Here is a 19,225-nt window from a genome sequence, read left to right on the forward strand (position 1 = left end):
CTATGCTTGTTTCTCTCCTAAAAAGATTTGGCGTCAAACTGTCGCTGAACGACCCACGCTGGGGACGCGATCCCGAAGACGACCGCAAGGCCCAGGATGGTCGCCGCCCAGGCGACGGTCCTCCCGACCTCGACCAGATGTGGCGCGACTTCAATGCGCGCCTGAACCGCTTGTTCGGCGGCCGTGGCAACAATAACGGCGGCGGCGACAACGGCGGCCCGCGCGGCGAGATGCGCGGCGCCGGTATCGGCGCCGGCGTGATCGCCGTCATCGTCGGCTTCATCTGGCTCGCCAGCGGCGCCTTCATCGTGCAAGAGGGCCAGGTGGGCGTCGTCACGACCTTCGGCAAGTACAGCCATTCGACCACGCCGGGTTTCAACTGGCGCTGGCCGTATCCGTTCCAGGCCCACGAGACCGTCAACACCTCGCAGATCCGTACTGCCGAGATCGGCTACCGCGCGAACGTGCGCAACAAGCAGCCGCAAGAAGCGCTGATGCTCACCGATGACGAGAACATCATCGACATCCAGTTCGCGGTGCAGTACACGCTGAAGGACCCGGTCGCCTGGCTGTTCAACAACCGTGACCAGGACAATACCGTGCGCCAGGTTGCCGAGACCGCGATCCGCGAAGTCGTCGGCCGCAACAAGATGGACTTCGTCCTGTACGAAGGCCGCGAGCAGGTCGCCGCCGACGCCCACAAGATGATGCAGGCCATCACCGACCGCTATGCGCTCGGCGCCTTGATCACCAACGTGACGATGCAGGGCGTGCAGCCGCCGGAGCAGGTGCAGAGCGCCTTCGACGACGCCGTGCGCGCCGGCCAGGATCGTGCCCGCGCCCGCAACGAGGGTGAGGCGTATGCCAACCAGATCATCCCGGCCGCGCGCGGCCAGGCCTTCCGCCTGCAGCAGGACGCCGAAGCATACCGCTCGATGGTGGTCGAGAACGCGACCGGTAACGCCTCGCGCTTCGACCAGGTCGTGGCCGCCTATGCGCGTGCCCCGGCCGTGACCCGCGACCGCATGTACATCGACACCATGCAGCAGATCTTCACCAGCACCACGAAGGTGATGATCGACTCGCGCGCCAACAACAATATGCTGTACCTGCCGCTCGACAAGCTGATGCAGCAACAGGCAGCCAACGACGCCCAGGTCGGCAGCAAGTCCGGTCCGGTGCAGTTGCCGCAGACCGGTCAGCCGGCCGAAGTGACCCAGGCCTTGGAAGCGGTGCGCCAGCGAGACGAGCGCAGCCGCGATTCCTCACGTGACAGGGAGACCCGCTGATGAACCGCCTCGTAACCATCTTCGTCGCGGGCTTCATCGCACTGATGCTGCTGTCGTCCACGATCTTCGTCGTCGACCAGCGCCGCTTCGCGATCGTGTTCGCCCTCGGCCAGGTGAAGGAAGTGATCGCCCAGCCGGGCCTGCACTTCAAGCTGCCACCGCCGTTCCAGAACGTGATCTACCTGGACAAGCGCATCCTGACCCTCGATACGCCTGACGCCGACCGCTTCATCACGGCCGAGAAGAAAAACATTCTGGTGGATGCCTTCATGAAATGGCGTATCGAAGATCCGCGCCTGTACTACGTCAGCTTCACCGGCGACGAGAACCGCGCCCGCGACCGCATGTCGCAGATCATCAAGGCGGCGCTGAACGACGAGATCACCAAGCGCACCGTGCGCGAGGTCATTTCCGGCGAGCGCGCCGCCGTGATGGCGGCGGTGCAGGCCAAGGTCGTGGCCGAAGCGAAGGAGATCGGCGTCGGCATCGTCGACGTGCGTCTCAAGCGCGTCGACTACATCGAGCAGATCAACAACTCGGTGTACGAACGCATGCGCGCCGAGCGCGTGCGCGTCGCCAACGAGCTGCGTTCGACCGGTGCTGCCGAATCCGAGCAGATCCGCGCCGATGCGGATCGCCAGCGCACCGTGATCATTGCCGAAGCCTTCCGCGATGCAGAAAAAGTGAAGGGTGACGGCGATGCGAAGGCGTCGGCGATCTATGCCGACGCGTTCGGCAAGAATCCCGAGTTCGCCCGCTATTACCGTTCGCTCGAGGCGTATCGCGCCAGCTTCAAGGATCGCAGCGATGTGCTGGTGGTGGACCCGAGTTCGGAGTTCTTCAAGTATATGAAGCAGCCCGCGGCGTCGGGGCGTTAACGCTCGCCGCGCCGTATCGCCACAACGGGCTCCCGCGCAATCGGGGGCCCGTTTTCCATGGGCCGTCCATAGGGGTGGGCGGGTCTGCCGTTGAAGCGCTCACCTGAGCGCCGGATCATGGCGACGCATGTCGGGGCTGAACGCGTGGGGCGGCAAACTCACCCGCTTACGATGTGTCCGAGCAAGCAATCCCGTGGCAAATTGTCAACCTGCCACCATGTCTAGACAGCATTCCCTGCCTCTGTCTCTTCGTTTTCGGGTAAAATCACCGATTCGGCGTTCGCGCCATGCGCTGGCACGTCTATCGTCGTCCTTGCCCGTCGCAACTAACAATCCCAACTCCCATCTGTTGCCCATGCCGAACTGGCTATTGCCTGAGAATATTGCCGATGTCTTGCCGTCAGAAGCGCGCAAGATCGAAGAGCTGCGCCGCCTGATGCTCGACAACTTCCGGCTCTACGGCTACGAACTGGTGATGCCACCGCTGCTCGAGTACACCGAGTCGCTGCTGGCAGGCGCCGGCGAAGATACCGACTCGAAAACCTTCAAGGTCATCGACCCGCTGTCCGGCCGCCTGCTGGGCCTGCGCGCCGACATGACCACGCAGGTGGCGCGCATCGACGCCCACCTGCTGAACCGCGAATCGATCACCCGCCTGTGCTACGCCGGCAGCGTGCTCCATACCCGTCCGTCCGGCCTGCACGCGACCCGCGAGCCGGTGCAGATCGGCGCCGAGATCTACGGCCACGCCGGCCTCGAAGCCGACGCCGAGATCCAGGAACTGGCCCTCGGCTCGCTGGCCCTGGCCGGCTTCACCAATGTGCGCCTCGACCTGGCCCACGTCGGCGTGCTGCGCGCCTTGCTGGCCGAAGACCCGGCCGCCAAGCGCGACGAGACCGTGCTCTACTGCCTGCTGCGCGCCAAGGATGCGCCGGGCCTGGACGAGATCTCGCTGAACTACTATCCGCAGACCCGCCAGGCGCTGCTGGCGCTGCCGCACCTGTACGGCGACGTCGAGGTGCTGGCCAGGGCGCGCGAGCTGCTGCCGGCGCTGCCGGGCGTCCAGCGCGCGCTGGCCGAACTGGCGGCGCTGGCTGCCGGCGCGATCGGCCGGGCCGACGTGGCGATCGACCTGGCCGACCTGCGCGGCTACCAGTACGAAAGCGGCGCCATGTTCGCGCTGTACGTACCGGGGCTGCCGAACGCGGTCGCGCGGGGCGGGCGCTACGACCATGTGGGCGAAGCCTTCGGACGCGCGCGTCCGGCGACCGGCTTCTCCCTCGACCTGCGCGAACTGGCCCGGCTGCTGCCGACGGCCGAGCGCAAGCATTCCATCCGCGCGCCGTGGGGCAACGCCCCCGAGCTGAAGGAACGAATCGCTGACCTGCGCAAGGCAGGCGAAGTCGTGATCCAGAGCATGCCTGGTCACGACAATATTCAGGACGAGTTCGAGTGCGACCGCGTGCTCGTCCTCGAAAACGGAAATTGGATTCTCAAAAACTTAGGTTAAGTGATGTCAAATACTAACGTGGCAAAAAACGTCGTCGTCATCGGTACCCAATGGGGCGATGAAGGCAAGGGCAAGATCGTCGACTGGCTGACCGACCACGCCGCCGGCGTGGTGCGTTTCCAGGGCGGCCATAACGCTGGTCACACCCTGGTGATCAAGGGCCAGAAGACCGCGCTGCAATTGATCCCGTCGGGCATCATGCGCGAAGGCGTGGCCTGCTACATCGGCAACGGTGTCGTGGTCTCGGTGCCGGACGTGATGCGCGAGATCGACAAGCTGCAAGCGGCCGGCATCGAAGTCGTGTCGCGCCTGAAGATCTCGGAAGCCTGCCCGATCATCCTGCCTTACCACGTCGCCATCGACAAGGCGCGCGAAGCCAAGCGTGGCGAGAACAAGATCGGCACCACCTGCAAGGGCATCGGCCCGGCGTACGAAGACAAGGTCGCGCGTCGCGCGATCCGTATCGCCGACCTGCTCAACGCCGAGCGCTTCGCCGAGAAGCTGAAAGAGAACCTCGACTACCACAACCACGTCCTGGTGAACTACCTGGGCGGCGAGGCGATCGATTTCCAGACCACCTACGACGACGCGATGGCCCTCGTGCCACGCCTGCGTCCGATGGTCGCCGACGTGTCGTCGCTGCTGTATGCGGCCCACAAGGCCGGCGGCAAGCTGCTGTTCGAAGGCGCGCAGGGTTCGCTGCTCGACGTCGACCACGGCACCTATCCGTTCGTCACCTCGTCGAACTGCGTGGCGGGCAATGCCGCCGCCGGCGCCGGCGTCGGCCCGAACATGCTGCACTACATCCTGGGCATCACCAAAGCCTACACCACCCGCGTCGGCTCGGGCCCGTTCCCGGCCGAACTGCCGACCGACGAAGGCGTCGGCGAGCACCTGTCGCGCATCGGCCATGAATTCGGCACCGTCACCGGCCGCGCGCGCCGCTGCGGCTGGTTCGACGCCGCGCTGCTGCGCCGCTCGGTCCAGATCAATGGCGTGTCGGGCATGTGCCTGACCAAGCTCGACGTGTTGGACGGCATCGAGTCGCTGAAGCTGTGCACCGGCTACAAGATCGACGGCCGCGATGTCGACATCTTCCCGGTCGGCGCCGAAGACGCCGCCCGCTGCGAGCCGGTGTACGAAGAGATGCCGGGCTGGCTCGACTCCACCGTCGGCGCCAAGTCGATGGAAGAGCTGCCGGCCAACGCCCGCGCCTACATCAAGCGCATCGAAGAACTGGTTGGCGTGCCGATCGACATGGTGTCGACCGGCCCGGACCGCGAGGAAACGATCGTCCTGCGTCACCCGTTCGCAGCATAATCCAATAAAAATCTGGAGTTAAAGATGAATACCCCTGTATCGACCGACAAGGACCTGTGGGTCTCCTGGGATGAATACCACCGCCTGATCGAGCGCCTGGCGCTGCAGGTCTATGAATCGGGCTGGAAGTTCGACCAGGTGCTGTGCCTGGCGCGCGGCGGCGTGCGTCCTGGCGACGTGTTCTCGCGCATCTTCGACGTGCCGCTGGCGATCCTGTCGACCAGCTCGTACCGCGAAGAAGCCGGCACCAAGCAGGGCGACCTGGACATTTCGAAATACATGACCATGACCAAGGGTCCTCTGTCGGGCCGCGTGCTGCTGGTCGACGACCTGGCCGACTCGGGCGTGACGCTGCGCAAGGTCAGCGAGCACCTGACCGAGAACTACAAGGATGTCACCGAAGTGAAGTCGGCGGTCATCTGGGTCAAGGGCACCTCGTCGATCCGTCCGGACTACTTCCTGGACGACCTGCCGCACAATCCGTGGATTCACCAGCCGTTCGAGGAGTATGACGGTCTGCGTCCGCATCAGCTGGCGGCCTGGCTGAAGAAGTTCGAGAAGTAATACATCTGCCGCGACGGCTTCGGCCTTCGCACTGCGCACGTCGTCCCCGCGCAGGCGGGGACCCCGGTTCCTGGCGCACCACTTGCATCAAGCGAAGTGGCTGCGCAGGCCACTTGGGTCCCCGCCTGCGCGGGGACGATCCATTTGGGGCCTCTGCTAATATTGCGTCACCAAATTTTTGGCATCCCAACAATAAAAAACCATGACCCAAAGCTTCTTCCAGACCTTCATCCTGCTCATCCTCGTTACCGATCCTTTCGGTAACGTCCCGCTGTTCGCCGCCGCCCTGAAAGACACGCCGATCGAGCGCCGCAACAAGATCGTGATCCGCGAATGCGGTATCGCCTTCCTGCTCCTGCTGGTGTTCATGTTTTTCGGTCAGCACTTCCTCGAAGCGCTGCACCTCTCCCCGGTCGCGCTGCGCATCGGCGGCGCCGTGATCCTGCTGATGATCGCGATCCGCATGATCTTCCCGCACCCCGACGGCGTGCTGGGCAAGAGCGAAGGCGGGGAGCCCTTCATCGTGCCGCTGGCGATCCCGGCGCTGGCCGGTCCCTCGGCGCTGGCCACCGTGCTGCTGTTCTCGTCGACCAGCTTCACCGATACGATGGTGCACGTGGCCGCGCTGGCGGCGGTCGGCGTGGTCTGGCTGGTGGTATTCCTGAGCGCCGAGAAGCTGCAGCAGAAACTCGGACCGCAGGTCATGACCGCATTCGAGCGCCTGATGGGCCTGATCCTCACGGCGATGTCGATCGAGATGCTGCTGGGCGGCATTCGGGAGTTCGTCCAGAGCCTGTAGGCCATCCGTGCGGGAGATATGTGGCAAATCTGGCACACTGCAAGCGCGCAGATTGCGCAGGACTCCCAATAAGCGAATGGCATGAAACAGGAATCAGCGACACCCTCCGAATGGCTGCCTTTCCTCAGTGGCGGCGGCATGATGGGCGCGATGATGCGCGCCCATGACTGGAGCGCGTCGCCCCTCGGATCGCCACGCCAATGGCCACAGGCATTGCGCACCGTGGTCGGGCTGATGCTCAACTCGAAGTTCCCCATGTTCGTCGCCTGGGGCGGCGAACTCGGTTTTCTCTATAACGACTCGTATATCTCGGTCCTGGGCGACAAGCACCCGGGCGCGCTCGGCAAGCGCTTCCACGACGTCTGGGCCGAGATCTGGCATGACATCCACCCGCTGGTCGTGCGCGCGCTCAAGGGCGAGGCCAGCTACATGGACCGCCTGCCGCTACGCATGCACCGCCACGGCTACGACGAGGACACCTGGTTCCGCTTCTCGTATTCGCCGGTGCGCGACGAGGACGGCACCGTGGCCGGCATGTTCTGCGCCTGCGTCGAGATGACGGGCGAGGTGCTGGCCCAGCGCTACCGCGAAGAAGAGAACGAGCGACTGGTGACCCTGTTCGAGCAGGCGCCCGGCATCGTCGCCGTGCTGCGCGGGCCGGACCACGTATTCGAGATCACCAACCGCTCCTACCTTCAGCTGGTCGGCCACCGCGCGCTGGTGGGCAAGGCCGCGCGCGACGCGCTGCCCGAGGTGCAGGGCCAGGGGTTCTTCGAGCTGCTCGACCACGTATACCAGAGCGGCCAGCCCTTCGTCGGCCACGCGGTGCCACTGCGCGTGCAGCGCGATCCCAATGCGCCGCTCGAGGAGCGCTTCATCGATTTCGTCTACCAGCCCATCCACGACCAGAACGGCAAGGTTTCCGGCATCTTCGTGGAAGGCAGCGACGTCACGGCGCGCAAGCGCATCGAGGACGAGTTGCGCGCCGCCAATCGCCAGAAGGACCAGTTCCTGGCCATGCTGGCGCACGAGCTGCGCAACCCCCTGGCGCCGATCACCACCGCGGCCCAGCTGCTGCAGCGCGGCCAGATGGATGCGCCGGGCATCCAGCGCGCCAGCGACATCATCGCGCGCCAGGCCCAGCACATGACGTCCCTGGTCAACGACTTGCTCGACGTCTCGCGCGTGACGCGCGGGCTGGTGACCATCACCAAGGAGCCGATCGAGATACGCGAAGTCATGCGCGAGGCGGTGGAACAGGTGCGGCCGCTGGTCGATGGTCGCCGCCACGAGCTGCATTGCGAGATCGGCCCCGAGGCGCTGCGCGTGGAGGGCGACCGCACGCGCCTGATCCAGGTGGTGTCGAACATGTTGAACAACGCCGCCAAGTATACGGCGCCGGGCGGACAGCTCCTGCTGAGCGCGCGCGTCGACGCCGGCTGCGTGCGCGTGGCGGTGCGCGACAACGGGCAGGGTATCGATCCACCGATCCTGCCCTATATCTTCGACCTGTTCATCCAGGCCGAGCGCACGCCCGACCGCTCGCAGGGCGGCCTGGGACTCGGCCTGGCCCTGGTCAAGAGCCTGGCGGTGCTGCATGGCGGCCGGGTCGAGGCGCACAGCGAAGGGCTGGGCAAGGGCAGCGAATTCTTCGTCTTCCTGCCGTGCCTGGCCGAGGCGCCGACGGCCAGCGCGCCGCGCGACGATGCGCAGCCGCGTGGGGCGCGCGGCCTGAAGGTGCTGGTGGTCGATGACAATGTCGACGCCGCCCAGATGATGGCGACGCTGCTCGAGATGAATGGGTATGAGGTCAACGTCGCCTACGACGGCAAGGGCGCACTGGCCAGCGCGGTGCATGAGCCGCCCGACGTGGGACTGCTCGACATCGGCTTGCCGGATATCGACGGGCATGAGCTGGCGCGCCGACTGCGCGCGATGCCCGAGACCACCCAGGCGATGCTGGTGGCGCTGACGGGCTATGGGCAGGCCGAGGACCGGCGGCGTGCGCACAGCGCCGGATTCGATCATCACATGGCCAAGCCGGCCGACCTGGCCAGGCTGCTCGAATTGCTGGCGGCGGTCGAGGCGCCGCGCGCCTGAGCATCGCGCCGGTGCCCAGCGGTTCGCTGCCGTGCGCGCGGCGACTGCAGGCGCGCTATGCTGCGGTGATCGTAATCGTAATCGTGATCGTGATCGTAATCGTGATCGTGATCGTGATCGTGATCGTGAACGTGGCCTGGAAGCTCGATGAGAACCTGGAGAATCTGCACCCACGAGGTGGCGCTCGACCGCGCATGCGAAGGGGCAAGGAAGTTCGGCGGACACTGGCATGAAGCCGGCAGGCCGGCGCTGTATGCGGCAATGACGGTAGAGCTGGCGGTACTGGAAAAATTCGTGCACAGCAAGGGTGATGAGCCGTCGCTGGTGCTGGTGGCGATCGACTTGCCCGACGATCCGGCGCTGGGCCTGGACCTAGAGGCCGGCCAGTTGCCGACAGGGTGGGACGACCTGGACGACGGTGGCAGCGCGGCGGCTTTCGGCGCGCGCTTCCTGGAGGAGTGCAACTACCTGTATGTGCGCGTGCCGTCGGTAATCGTCGGCGAAGGCGTGAACCTGGTCATCAATCCGCGGCATCCGGCGTATGCGCAGGTGACGCTGTCGGTGGCGCGCTCGTTCAGTTTCGATCGGCGGATGTTCGGGCGATCGAATTAGGCGCGCAGGGTTGGCGGCGTGGCGGCCAACCCTGCGCTGCAGATACCCGGTGGCAGCGCAGATGTGTTATTTGCCCAGCATCGACACCACGTTATCCGCCCCCGGCGCACCGAACGCCTGCTGCTTGAGCACATGCAGCTGGTCGCGCACCTGCGCCGCCTTCTCGAACTCCAGGTTCTTGGCATGATCGACCATGAGCTTCTCGAGGCGCTTGATCTCCTTGCTGATCTGCTTCTCGCTCATCGACTCGACCCTGGCCGTCGCCGCATCCTCGTGCACGCCCTCGACCATGGCCTTTTGCGCGGCGCTGCTGTACACGCCGTCGATCATTTCCTTGATCTTCTTCTGCACACCCTTCGGCGTGATGCCGTTGGCCTCGTTGAAGGCGATCTGCTTGGCGCGGCGGCGCTCGGTCTCGTCGATCGCGCGCCGCATCGAATCGGTGATCTGGTCGCCATACAGGATCGCCACGCCGTTCAGGTTACGCGCCGCGCGGCCGATGGTCTGGATCAGCGAACGTTCGGAGCGCAGGAAGCCCTCCTTGTCCGCGTCCAGCACCGCCACCAGCGACACCTCGGGCAAATCGAGGCCCTCGCGCAGCAGGTTGATCCCGACCAGCACATCGAAGGTGCCCAGGCGCAGGTCGCGCAGGATTTCCACGCGCTCGACCGTATCGATATCGCTGTGCAGGTAGCGCACCTTGATGCCGTGGTCGCCCAGGTATTCGGTGAGCTGCTCGGCCATGCGCTTGGTCAGCGTGGTCACCAGCACGCGCTCGTCCTTGGCGATGCGGTCATTGATCTCGCTCATCAGGTCGTCGACCTGCGACAGGGCGGGGCGCACGATGATCTGCGGGTCGACCAGGCCGGTGGGGCGCACCACCTGCTCGACCACGTTGTCGGCCTTGCCCTGCTCGTAATCGGCCGGCGTGGCGGACACGAAGATCGTCTGGCGCGCCTTGCCCTCGAATTCCTGGAATTTCAGGGGGCGGTTGTCCAGCGCCGACGGCAGGCGGAAGCCGTAGTCGACCAGGTTGGTCTTGCGCGAACGGTCGCCGTTGTACATCGCGTTGAGCTGGCCGATCATCACGTGCGACTCGTCCATGAACATCAGCGCGTCTTTCGGCAGGTAGTCGATCAGGGTCGGCGGCGGCTCGCCCGGCATCGCGCCGGACAGGTGGCGCGAATAGTTCTCGATGCCCTTCGTAAAACCGATCTCGGCCAGCATCTCGAGGTCGAAGCGCGTGCGCTGTTCGAGCCGCTGCTCTTCGATCAGTTTATTCTGCTGGCGGAATTCCTCGAGACGGTCGCGCAGCTCGGCCTTGATCGATTCGACGGCGCGCAGGACGGTCGAGCGCGGCGTGACGTAGTGCGAGCCCGGATACACGGTGAAGCGCGGGATCTTCTGGCGCACGCGGCCCGTCAGCGGATCGAACAGCTGGAGCGATTCGATTTCGTCGTCGAACATCTCGATGCGGATCGCCAGCTCGGCGTGCTCGGCCGGGAAGATATCGATGGTGTCGCCGCGCACGCGGAACGAACCGCGCGAGAAATCCATCTCGTTGCGGGTGTACTGCATCTGGATCAGGCGCGCGATGATGTCGCGCTGCGCCACCTTGTCCTTGTGGCGCAGGGTCAGGATCATCTTGTGGTATTCGTTCGGATTGCCGATACCGTAGATCGCCGACACGGTGGCCACGATGACCACGTCGCGCCGCTCCATCAGCGACTTGGTGCACGACAGGCGCATCTGCTCGATGTGCTCGTTGATCGACGAGTCCTTTTCGATGAACAGGTCGCGCTGCGGCACATAGGCTTCGGGCTGGTAGTAATCGTAGTAGGAAACGAAATACTCGACCGCGTTGTGCGGGAAGAATTCGCGGAACTCCGAATACAGCTGTGCCGCCAGCGTCTTGTTCGGAGCGAACACGATCGCAGGGCGGCCGGCGCGTGCGATCACATTCGCCATCGTATAAGTCTTGCCCGAGCCCGTCACGCCGAGCAGCGTCTGGTATGACAACCCGTCGTTGATGCCTTCGATCAGGCCCTCGATCGCGGTCGGCTGGTCGCCCGCCGGCGGAAAGGGCTGGTGCAGCTTGAAGGGGGAATCCGGGAAGGTGAGAACGGTCGGCTCGGTGGTAGACTCGGAGGAAGTTGCGATGGATAAATCAGCCATACTTACGGACCTTTGCTAGAATGGGGATCCGCCTGCGGCCTTGTAGCTCAAGGGTCGCTGTCTATACAACCGCTGCGAATCCAGCCGACAAACTTAGTTTATCACGATGACTTCCACTGCCTCTGCCAGCCTCTTTGGCGCCATTGAAATGGCCCCGCGCGACCCGATCCTGGGCATCACCGAAGCCTTCAATGCCGATACCAACCCCGCGAAGATCAACCTCGGCGTGGGCGTCTACTATGACAACAACGGCAAGGTGCCGCTGCTCGAGTGCGTGCAAAAAGCGGAAGCCAAACTGATGGAGCAGCCTGCGCCGCGCACCTACCTGCCGATCGACGGCCTGGCGGCGTACGACAAGGCCGTGCAAGAGCTGGTATTTGGTGCCGACAGCGCCGTAATTCAAGAGAAGCGTGCGATCACCGTGCAAGCCCTGGGCGGCACCGGCGCGCTCAAGATCGGCGCCGACTTCCTCAAGCGTTTCCTGCCGCATGCCGATGTCTACATCAGCGACCCGAGCTGGGAAAACCACCGCGCGCTGTTCGAAAGCGCCGGCTTCACCGTCCACAACTACGCGTATTACGACCCGGCTACCCGTGGCGTGAATTTCGACGGCATGCTGGCCGCCCTGAAGGCCATGCCGGCAGGTTCGATCGTCGTGCTGCACGCCTGCTGCCATAATCCGACCGGCGCCGACCTGTCGCAAGCGCAGTGGGACGAAGTGATCTCCGCCGTGCAGGCCGGCGGCCTGGTCCCGTTCCTGGACATGGCCTATCAGGGCTTCGCCAACGGCATCGACGAAGACGGCGCTGTCGTGCGCCGCTTCGCCGCCACCGGCATGCCGCTGCTGGTGTCGAACTCGTTCTCGAAGTCGTTCTCGCTGTACGGCGAGCGCGTCGGCGCGCTGTCGATCGTCGCCACCAGCGGCGAAGAAGCCGCCCGCGTGCTGTCGCAACTGAAGCGCGTGGTGCGCACCAACTACTCGAACCCGCCGACCCATGGCGGCAAGGTCGTCGCGACCGTGCTGTCGACCCCTGAGCTGCGCAAGCTGTGGGAAGAAGAGCTGGCCGGCATGCGCGTGCGCATCCGCGAAATGCGCGGCGCGATGGTCGAGAAGCTGAAGGCCAGGGCGCCGGGCCACGACTTCGACTTCGTGCGCGAGCAGGTCGGCATGTTCTCGTACTCGGGCCTGACCAAGGAACAAGTGGCCAAGCTGCGCGACGAGTCGATCTACGCCGTGGACACCGGCCGCATCTGCGTGGCCGCGCTGAACTCGACCAATATCGATCGCGTCGTTGACGCGGTTGCCAAAGTTCTCTAAAATCCCGGCTCTCTGCAAGCATCACGGTGTGGGCGGAGAGCAGCATGAATGGCAGTTTGGTGGGAAGTGATTGGCAAATGCACACTGTGCAAATTTGACAGAAACGTTTCACCAGCCATATAATGCAAGCATCAATTCCCTGATAGCTCAGTTGGTAGAGCGACGGACTGTTAATCCGCAGGTCCCTGGTTCGAGTCCAGGTCGGGGAGCCAGAATTAGAAAAGGCCGCATCTCAGGATGCGGCTTTTTTCGTTTTGCGTGCACTGTTGACGCTGTCGGGGCACATAGGAGATTCCCGCGTGAAGCAACTTCCGAAAAGCCATGCGACCCTGGTCGAAGGGCAGATGTTTCGCTTGATGAAGTCGGGGCAGGGCGCGCCGTCCATCGTGCTGATCAACGGCGCGGGCGGCCCACTGGATGGCTGGTACAAGCTGTACCCCGAGATCGAGCGACTGGGCACCGTGTTCGCCTACGACCGGCCTGGCGTCGGCGGCAGTCCCAAGCCGCGCGAGGCGCAGTATGGCGAGACCGTCGTGGCGCAACTGCGCCTGCTGCTGCAGACGGCCGGCGTCGAGCCGCCATTCGTGCTGGTCGGGCATTCCTTCGGCGGCCTGCACGCCAACCTGTTCGCGCGCGCGTTCGCGGACGAGGTGGCCGGCGTGCTGTTCCTGGAGGCCACCGCGCCGGACGATGTCACCACGCTCAAGCAATTCCAGTCGCCACTGCAGCGCGGCTTCGTCAGGCTGCTCGACCGGATGTCGCCGCGCGACCAGTTCGACGAAATCCGGAACGAGCTCGAAACCGTCAAGGACATCCAGGATGCGCCGGCGTTTCCACCGGTGCCGGTGACGGTCTTGTCGGGCACCAGGCGCCTGCCGCGCTGGATGGTGCCCGCGGCGCTGGCGCGCGCGCGCGCGCGGTCCCAACTGGGGCTGGCGGCCTTGTCGCCGCTGGGCGAGCGGATCGAGGCGACGCGTAGCGCACACTTCCCGCAACTGACCGAGCCGGAGCTGGTGCTGGATGCCCTGAGGCGCCTGGTTGCACGGACGAAAATCTAGTTTCCCGGTATTTCGGCGCGCGGACACTTGCGAAATCGAAAACAGCAGGTATAATGCGGCCTCCTTTCCCTGATAGCTCAGTTGGTAGAGCGACGGACTGTTAATCCGCAGGTCCCTGGTTCGAGTCCAGGTCGGGGAGCCAGAACAAGAAAAGGGCCGCATGCGAATGCGGCCCTTTTTGCCTTGTGCGACTCAGGCGCGGGGCAGGGCGCGCAGCACGTCGTCCGTGCCGCGCACGCTGGCATATTCGCCATCCAGATTCGCGAGCGACATCCGGTGCACCTCTTCGGCGCTGCGCCACGTGCCGCCGAAATCCTGCTTGTCGAAGGCGAAGCAGGCGTCGGACACTACCACGGCGTCGAAGCCGAGGTTGCCGGCGCTGCGGGCGCTCGCCTCGACCGAGTTGTTGGTGCTGACGCCGGCGATCACGACGCTATGAATGCCGCGCGCGTGCAGCCAGCGCTCCAGCCCCGTGTTGATGAAGGCGTCAGGCACGTTTTTCTCGACGACGTGCTCGTGCGGCAGCGGCAGGAACCGTTCCTGGAATTCGACGCCGCGCTGGCCGGGCGCGAACGGGGACGCCCGCGAGCGGCTGATATGCCTGACGTAGACCAGGGGCAGGTGCGTGCCACGCCAGGCGTCCTGCAGGCGGGCGATATTGTCTTCAGCGCCGGGATTGTTGCGCGGCGGGAGGCTGTCGCTGCGCATGCCGTTCTGCATGTCGATGACGATCAGGGCGACTGGTGCTCGCATGATGGAGGTTCTCCCGCTCGATGCGAGGTTGGCTCAGCGCTTGCCCGAAACGGGTTTCACCGCGGCCGCCGCTTCCAGCGCGCACGCGCGCGCGGTCCCGATATCGTCGCCCGTGGCCAGCGCCACGCCCATGCGCCGGCGCGCGAACGATTCCGGCTTGCCGAACAGGCGCAGATCGACGCCAGGCACGCGCAGTGCCTCGGCCACGCCCTCGAAGGCGATGCCGGTTTCGTCCAGCTGGCCATAGATCACGGCGGAGGCGCCCGGCGCGCGCAGCGCGGTGTTTACCGGCAGGCCGAGGATGGCCTTCGCGTGCAGTTCGAACTCGCTCTGCACCTGGCTCGCCATCGTCACCATCCCTGTATCGTGCGGACGCGGGCTCACTTCCGAGAACCACACCATATCGCCCTTGACGAACAGCTCGACGCCGAACACGCCCAGGCCACCCAGGTTGGCCGTGACCTTGGCCGCGATGTCGCGCGAGCGTTCCAGTGCCAGTGGCTGCATCGGCTGCGGCTGCCACGACTCGACGTAGTCACCCTGCACCTGCTTGTGGCCGATCGGCTCGCAGAAGCTCGTTTCGACCTGGCCATCGGCGCCGAGCGAGCGCACCGTCAGCAGGGTGATCTCGTAGTCGAAATCGATGAAGCCTTCGGCGATCACGCGGCCGGCATCGACCCGCCCGCCGCTGGCGGCGTAATCCCAGGCGGCCTGCACGTCGGCCGCCGCGTCGAGCTTCGACTGGCCCTTGCCCGACGACGACATCACGGGCTTGACCACGCACGGGAAGCCGACCGCGGCGCAGGCGTGCTGCAGCTCGGCCAGGCTGCTGGCGAAGCGATAAGGTGACGTCGCCAGGCCCAATTCCTCGGCTGCCAGGCGGCGGATGCCTTCGCGGTTCATGGTCAGCCGGGCGGCCCGCGCGGTCGGGATGCAGGTGATGCGGCCGGCGGCCTCCAGTTCGGCCAGCTTGTCGGTGGCGATCGCCTCGATCTCGGGCACCACCAGGTCGGGACGCTCCTGGTCGATCAGCGCCGCCAGTGCGGCGCCGTCGGTCATGTCGATCACGTGCGCGCGGTGCGCCACCTGGTGGCCGGGCGCGTCCGGATAGCGGTCGACGGCGACCACCTCGACGCCCAGGCGCTGCAGGGCGATGATCACTTCCTTGCCGAGTTCGCCGGAACCGAGCAGCATGACTTTGGTGGCCGAAGGGGAGAGCGGGGTGCCGAGGGTGCGGGAAATGGTCATGGTCTGTCAGTAGGAAAATGGTTGGCGCGGACGGTCTGGAAGCTGCGACTATAGCAAAACAGGCTGCGCACCAGCCGGCAAGAATCCCGATTTGCAAAGGCACTGGTCAAACTGCAAACGCCCGGCTATAATATTGCCTCAATTCCCTGATAGCTCAGTTGGTAGAGCGACGGACTGTTAATCCGCAGGTCCCTGGTTCGAGTCCAGGTCGGGGAGCCAGAATAAAACGTTGAAAACAAAGGCCTTCTTCGGAAGGTCTTTGTCGTTTACGGTCTAATTGGTGGTTTTGATAGCGCAAATGGTAGCGCACGTTTTTCCCGCAAGACACGCTTTCCTGCGGTCTCTTGCGGTCTCTTGCGGTCTCTTGCGGTCACGTGCGCGCAGATGCCTCGCGCTAGGGTTGAGAGAGCCTACCGCGCCGTAGTGCACGTCCGGGTCTCTCGACTTCGTCGTCCCTTAACAAATAAGGGAACGACATGAATCATGTATCGCTGAACCATACCACGGATGCGTCGACGTGCGCAGCGTTGGGAGGCCGCCATGGCTAAGGGGCCCAAACCATTCAAGTATCGCGACAAGTGGCGCGCTACCGTCACGCTATCAAATCGTACGCGGCCGACGAAGGACTTTGAAAAGTACGATGATGCGGTTCAATGGATTGCCGAACAGTTGGCCAATGCGGATTCGCTTTGCGCCCCCGAACTGGGCGGACCCACCGTCGCGACACTTGCCGACGCCCTGTTTCACTACGCTGGTCTCTACACGGTCAACAAGGGCGGCGTTGTCAGCGAACTCAATCGCATCAACCACTACCTAGAGGCGGCCGGACGTGCTCCGCTGAAGTCCGTTGCGAATGCGACTGGGGGCTCTACATTGATAGAACGGCCTTTGCGCGAGCTGCCCAGCGCCTTCCAACGTCACAACGAGACACGGCGGATAGCTCGGGAGCAAACTTATGCTCGCATCGGTGAGCTGGCCAGCAAGCGCTGCAGCGTCATTTCCACTGCGGACATTCGACGTTTGGTCAGCGATATGAAACAAGACGGGCTGAGCGACAGCACAGTTCAAAAGGAGGTCGCGCTCCTCAAGCATTTGTTCAATATGGCAGCCAGTGAGTGGAATTGGAAAGGGTTTGACAACCCTTGCAAAGGCATCAAACTCGGCAAATCTGAGATGCGGTTCGTGTTTATTTCCACGGAGTAGAGGAAGGCGCTTTGGAAGGCGCTCGCAGGATGTGACAACCCATATTTTTGGCCGCTCGTCGAAATCAGCTTGCAGACAACACTGCGTAGAGCAAGTCTGCTGGCAATGCGGTGGGACCAAGTTGACCTCGACGGTCGCATCGTAACGGTCCCTTCGAAAGGCGGCCGGGTTGCGATTCCGCTCACCGTTCGCGCAGTCACAGTGTTTAGGCAAATGCCGCGGGATGACTCCGGTTACGTTTTTCCACTCAGTGCTAATGCTGTGGACATGGCATGGGAAGGCCTGCGCGTGAAGGCCGGCGTGCCGAAATTGCAGTTCAGAGACCTACGACACGTTGCTGCAACTGATTTCGCGCGCCGTGGCTTCAATAGCCATCAACTGAGGAGGGTCCTAGGTCATAAATCAACGTTTATGGCTGATGTCTACGTCAATCTCGTCAATCAGGACGTGCTTGACGTTATGGACCGGACGCAGCACCGTTCACCAGTAGTCCAGTTACCCCCTCCAGCGACTAGTAGTCCAGTGGATATCACGAGACAGAAACGTGCAGACCGCCTTATCCACGCAGTGCGTAGCCAAGTATCGCGACCAGAACGTAAGAAGGAGGTAAAGCTACAACGATGAGAGAACCGCTGTGGAGTGGGGTACGAGCAGGGCTGGGCAGTAACGTGGAAGGGGCGACCATCTGATATGGCTGCCCCTTCCGTCAACACATCAATTTTCACACTGATGTATTTGCGTCGGCCCGCCACCTACCGGTTTTCCGATAGCTAGCGGGGCTCAGTGCTCGGTAAGAACCTATAGCGTCAACGGCGCCACTGTGGTCGGCGTATCGCTGCTGAGAAGACGTGTTTTCACTGCCTCCACAGTACGACTCGCACGTTTGCGGTTAGCTGTAACCGAAGCTTGGTCGCTGGCGGGAGGCGGCAATTGCATAACCGGGCAGCCCAGCGCGACGCGGTCCATCGCATTGAGGACGTCTTGGTTGACGAGATTAACGTAGACTTCTGCCATTTTCGTCGTCCTATGTCCCAGCACTTTCATGAGCTGATGGGTGCCGAGGCCCGCTAAGGCATAATCAGTTGCACCGATGTGCCGCAGGTCCCTAAACTGCAACGTCGGCACTCCTGCTTTCACCCGAACACCATCCCAAGCCATGTCGACGGCATTGGGACTCATTGGAAACACAAATCCAGTGGGACTGCGGGGCATTGCGCTAAGAACCTGGACAGCACACTTAGAAAGGGGAATACAGACATCTCCAGTTTTCGATTCAACAAAGGCAACTCGTCTATCCAGGTCGATGTTTTTCCAGAGCATGCTAAGCAAACTCTTGCGGCGCATGGTCGTCTCGCGCGAGATTTCAACCATCGGCCAGAAGTAGGGATTGTCGCACTCAGAAAGTGCTCGCGACAGTGCTTCCCGCTCTTGCGGTTTGATGATGACAAAACGCGTATTCGATTTTCCAAGCTTTATGCCGAGACATGGGTTCTTAAACCCGCTCCAGTTCCATTCCTTCGCTGCGAGATTGAACAAATGCTTGAGGAGCGCAATTTCCTTTTGGATAGTGCTTTCGCTAAGGCCTTCCTGCGTATTCCGGTGAACGTGACCGATCATTCCGGGGAACGTGACCGCTGCGCATGAGATGGCGTTACGCGGTCAAATTCTAATCCCTGTGGTCACGATGGGTCGATGGTTTTCTCCTTTTTGGCGGTTTTTGGCCGTTGCGCGCGTAGCGAATCGCCGGTCAGCGTGAAGCGGTGGTTGCGCTGCATGACGCGGTCCAGAATGGCGTCGGCGATGGTGGCGTCGCCGATCCAGGCATGCCAGTGCTCGACCGGCAGTTGGCTGGTGATGATGGTGGCCTTGTTGCCTGCGCGGTCGTCGATGATCTCCAGCAGATCCGAGCGCGTCATGCCGTCGATGGCGCCCATGCCCCAGTCGTCCAGGACCAGCACGTCAGTTCTGGCCAGTTGGAGAAGCCATTTGCCGAAGGTGCCACTGCCGTGCCGGATGCGCAGTTCTTCCTGCAAGCGGGGTACACGCTGATAGATCGCCGAGTACCCGCGCCGGCAGGCGTACTGCGCCAATGCGCAGGCCAGCCACGACTTGCCGGCGCCAGTCGGGCCGGTGACCAGGACGCTGTGGCCGGCGCTGACCCAGTCGCCCAAGGCCAGGCTCATCACCTCGCGGCGGTCGATTCCGCGACCTGCGCGGGCGTCGATGTCCTCGATCGCGGCCTGCCCATATTTGAGGTGCGCGTTCTTGAGCAGCCGCACCAGACTCTGTCGACGGGACATAGCATCCCAAGAAGTGAACCGTGCGAAAGGAAAGCTGTTTTCTGCCGCCACGTATGACGAGTTCGAAAGATGGCTTGACGGACTCGAAGATGACGGCG

General features: G+C 63.5%; 17 protein-coding genes and 3 tRNA genes. 15 read left to right on the forward strand and 5 right to left on the reverse strand.

Features of this window, described 5'->3' with window-relative positions; translation table 11 throughout:
* The first annotated feature begins 2 nt into the window (after nucleotides 1–2).
* The 8 genes from hflK to AC56KW_RS14505 all read left to right on the forward strand — a co-directional run bounded on the left by hflK (nucleotide 3) and on the right by AC56KW_RS14505 (nucleotide 9,072).
* Nucleotides 3–1,289 carry an FtsH protease activity modulator HflK gene (gene hflK / locus AC56KW_RS14470; protein ID WP_497171381.1) on the forward strand — a complete coding sequence of 429 codons (1,287 nt, stop codon included), beginning with the start codon at nucleotides 3–5 and terminating at the stop codon, nucleotides 1,287–1,289.
* Nucleotides 1,289–2,167, forward strand: coding sequence for a protease modulator HflC (hflC, locus tag AC56KW_RS14475; protein ID WP_497171382.1), 879 nt, complete (start codon nucleotides 1,289–1,291; stop codon nucleotides 2,165–2,167). Before hflK ends, hflC begins: the two co-directional genes overlap by 1 nt.
* A gap of 355 nt (nucleotides 2,168–2,522) precedes the next feature.
* Nucleotides 2,523–3,677, forward strand: coding sequence for an ATP phosphoribosyltransferase regulatory subunit (locus AC56KW_RS14480; protein ID WP_497171383.1), 1,155 nt, complete (start codon nucleotides 2,523–2,525; stop codon nucleotides 3,675–3,677).
* Between the two features lie 3 nt (nucleotides 3,678–3,680).
* Nucleotides 3,681–4,997, forward strand: a complete 1,317-nt coding sequence (locus AC56KW_RS14485; RefSeq protein WP_497171384.1) for an adenylosuccinate synthase — start codon at nucleotides 3,681–3,683, stop codon at nucleotides 4,995–4,997.
* A 24-nt stretch (nucleotides 4,998–5,021) separates the two neighbouring features.
* The gene (locus AC56KW_RS14490; RefSeq protein ID WP_497171385.1) at nucleotides 5,022–5,561 is read left to right on the forward strand and encodes a phosphoribosyltransferase; all 540 of its coding nucleotides are present in this window, start codon (nucleotides 5,022–5,024) and stop codon (nucleotides 5,559–5,561) included.
* A 202-nt stretch (nucleotides 5,562–5,763) separates the two neighbouring features.
* Nucleotides 5,764–6,360, forward strand: coding sequence for a MarC family protein (locus AC56KW_RS14495; RefSeq protein WP_497171386.1), 597 nt, complete (start codon nucleotides 5,764–5,766; stop codon nucleotides 6,358–6,360).
* 81 nt (nucleotides 6,361–6,441) lie between these two features.
* A complete protein-coding gene (locus AC56KW_RS14500; RefSeq protein ID WP_497171387.1) occupies nucleotides 6,442–8,460 on the forward strand; it encodes a hybrid sensor histidine kinase/response regulator in 2,019 nt (672 codons plus the stop codon).
* A 147-nt stretch (nucleotides 8,461–8,607) separates the two neighbouring features.
* Nucleotides 8,608–9,072 carry an RES family NAD+ phosphorylase gene (locus AC56KW_RS14505; RefSeq protein ID WP_497171388.1) on the forward strand — a complete coding sequence of 155 codons (465 nt, stop codon included), beginning with the start codon at nucleotides 8,608–8,610 and terminating at the stop codon, nucleotides 9,070–9,072.
* A gap of 66 nt (nucleotides 9,073–9,138) precedes the next feature.
* On the opposite strand, the gene uvrB is transcribed toward AC56KW_RS14505, so the two are convergent.
* Entirely contained in the window at nucleotides 9,139–11,247 is a 2,109-nt protein-coding gene (uvrB, locus tag AC56KW_RS14510) for an excinuclease ABC subunit UvrB (RefSeq protein WP_497171389.1), read from the reverse strand.
* Between the two features lie 106 nt (nucleotides 11,248–11,353).
* Here uvrB and AC56KW_RS14515 point away from each other — a divergent pair, with 106 nt between their 5' ends.
* From AC56KW_RS14515 to AC56KW_RS14530, 4 genes are all read left to right on the forward strand, one after another.
* Nucleotides 11,354–12,565: an amino acid aminotransferase gene (locus tag AC56KW_RS14515; RefSeq protein WP_497171390.1), complete on the forward strand. Its 1,212-nt coding sequence runs from the start codon at nucleotides 11,354–11,356 to the stop codon at nucleotides 12,563–12,565.
* Nucleotides 12,566–12,701: 136 nt separating this feature from the next.
* A tRNA-Asn gene (locus AC56KW_RS14520) sits at nucleotides 12,702–12,777 on the forward strand.
* An 87-nt stretch (nucleotides 12,778–12,864) separates the two neighbouring features.
* A complete protein-coding gene (locus AC56KW_RS14525; RefSeq protein WP_497171391.1) occupies nucleotides 12,865–13,623 on the forward strand; it encodes an alpha/beta fold hydrolase in 759 nt (252 codons plus the stop codon).
* Nucleotides 13,624–13,689: 66 nt separating this feature from the next.
* Nucleotides 13,690–13,765, forward strand: a tRNA-Asn gene (locus AC56KW_RS14530).
* 50 nt (nucleotides 13,766–13,815) lie between these two features.
* Here AC56KW_RS14530 and AC56KW_RS14535 read toward each other — a convergent pair.
* Both AC56KW_RS14535 and purT read right to left on the reverse strand, forming a co-directional pair.
* On the reverse strand, nucleotides 13,816–14,376 hold the full coding sequence (locus tag AC56KW_RS14535) for a cysteine hydrolase family protein (RefSeq protein WP_497171392.1): 561 nt from the start codon (nucleotides 14,374–14,376) through the stop codon (nucleotides 13,816–13,818).
* Nucleotides 14,377–14,409: 33 nt separating this feature from the next.
* A complete protein-coding gene (gene purT / locus AC56KW_RS14540; RefSeq protein WP_497171393.1) occupies nucleotides 14,410–15,624 on the reverse strand; it encodes a formate-dependent phosphoribosylglycinamide formyltransferase in 1,215 nt (404 codons plus the stop codon).
* A 143-nt stretch (nucleotides 15,625–15,767) separates the two neighbouring features.
* Here purT and AC56KW_RS14545 point away from each other — a divergent pair.
* The 3 genes from AC56KW_RS14545 to AC56KW_RS14555 all read left to right on the forward strand — a co-directional run bounded on the left by AC56KW_RS14545 (nucleotide 15,768) and on the right by AC56KW_RS14555 (nucleotide 17,451).
* Nucleotides 15,768–15,843: transfer RNA gene (locus tag AC56KW_RS14545), tRNA-Asn, on the forward strand.
* A 321-nt stretch (nucleotides 15,844–16,164) separates the two neighbouring features.
* A complete protein-coding gene (locus AC56KW_RS14550; protein ID WP_497171394.1) occupies nucleotides 16,165–16,827 on the forward strand; it encodes a hypothetical protein in 663 nt (220 codons plus the stop codon).
* A 63-nt stretch (nucleotides 16,828–16,890) separates the two neighbouring features.
* A complete protein-coding gene (locus AC56KW_RS14555) occupies nucleotides 16,891–17,451 on the forward strand; it encodes a tyrosine-type recombinase/integrase (RefSeq protein ID WP_497171402.1) in 561 nt (186 codons plus the stop codon).
* Between the two features lie 174 nt (nucleotides 17,452–17,625).
* Here AC56KW_RS14555 and AC56KW_RS14560 read toward each other — a convergent pair whose 3' ends face one another.
* On the reverse strand, nucleotides 17,626–18,444 hold the full coding sequence (locus AC56KW_RS14560; RefSeq protein WP_497171395.1) for a tyrosine-type recombinase/integrase: 819 nt from the start codon (nucleotides 18,442–18,444) through the stop codon (nucleotides 17,626–17,628).
* Nucleotides 18,445–18,506: 62 nt separating this feature from the next.
* Nucleotides 18,507–19,225: ATP-binding protein (locus AC56KW_RS14565; protein ID WP_497171396.1), on the reverse strand; the 719-nt coding region annotated here is incomplete at its 5' end.

Source organism: Telluria sp. RT2P19, from assembly GCF_059685725.1.

Bases quoted from the DNA above. Each gene is read 5' to 3' on its own strand.
- AC56KW_RS14550 (WP_497171394.1), top strand. From the start codon at position 16,165: ATGGCTAAGGGGCCCAAACCATTCAAGTATCGCGACAAGTGGCGCGCT.
- AC56KW_RS14485 (WP_497171384.1), top strand. From the start codon at position 3,681: ATGTCAAATACTAACGTGGCAAAAAACGTCGTCGTCATCGGTACCCAA.
- purT (WP_497171393.1), bottom strand. From the start codon at position 15,624: ATGACCATTTCCCGCACCCTCGGCACCCCGCTCTCCCCTTCGGCCACC.
- AC56KW_RS14495 (WP_497171386.1), top strand. From the start codon at position 5,764: ATGACCCAAAGCTTCTTCCAGACCTTCATCCTGCTCATCCTCGTTACC.
- AC56KW_RS14560 (WP_497171395.1), bottom strand. From the start codon at position 18,444: ATGATCGGTCACGTTCACCGGAATACGCAGGAAGGCCTTAGCGAAAGC.
- hflK (WP_497171381.1), top strand. From the start codon at position 3: ATGCTTGTTTCTCTCCTAAAAAGATTTGGCGTCAAACTGTCGCTGAAC.
- AC56KW_RS14535 (WP_497171392.1), bottom strand. From the start codon at position 14,376: ATGCGAGCACCAGTCGCCCTGATCGTCATCGACATGCAGAACGGCATG.
- AC56KW_RS14480 (WP_497171383.1), top strand. From the start codon at position 2,523: ATGCCGAACTGGCTATTGCCTGAGAATATTGCCGATGTCTTGCCGTCA.
- AC56KW_RS14500 (WP_497171387.1), top strand. From the start codon at position 6,442: ATGAAACAGGAATCAGCGACACCCTCCGAATGGCTGCCTTTCCTCAGT.
- AC56KW_RS14490 (WP_497171385.1), top strand. From the start codon at position 5,022: ATGAATACCCCTGTATCGACCGACAAGGACCTGTGGGTCTCCTGGGAT.
- AC56KW_RS14505 (WP_497171388.1), top strand. From the start codon at position 8,608: ATGAGAACCTGGAGAATCTGCACCCACGAGGTGGCGCTCGACCGCGCA.
- AC56KW_RS14515 (WP_497171390.1), top strand. From the start codon at position 11,354: ATGACTTCCACTGCCTCTGCCAGCCTCTTTGGCGCCATTGAAATGGCC.
- uvrB (WP_497171389.1), bottom strand. From the start codon at position 11,247: ATGGCTGATTTATCCATCGCAACTTCCTCCGAGTCTACCACCGAGCCG.
- hflC (WP_497171382.1), top strand. From the start codon at position 1,289: ATGAACCGCCTCGTAACCATCTTCGTCGCGGGCTTCATCGCACTGATG.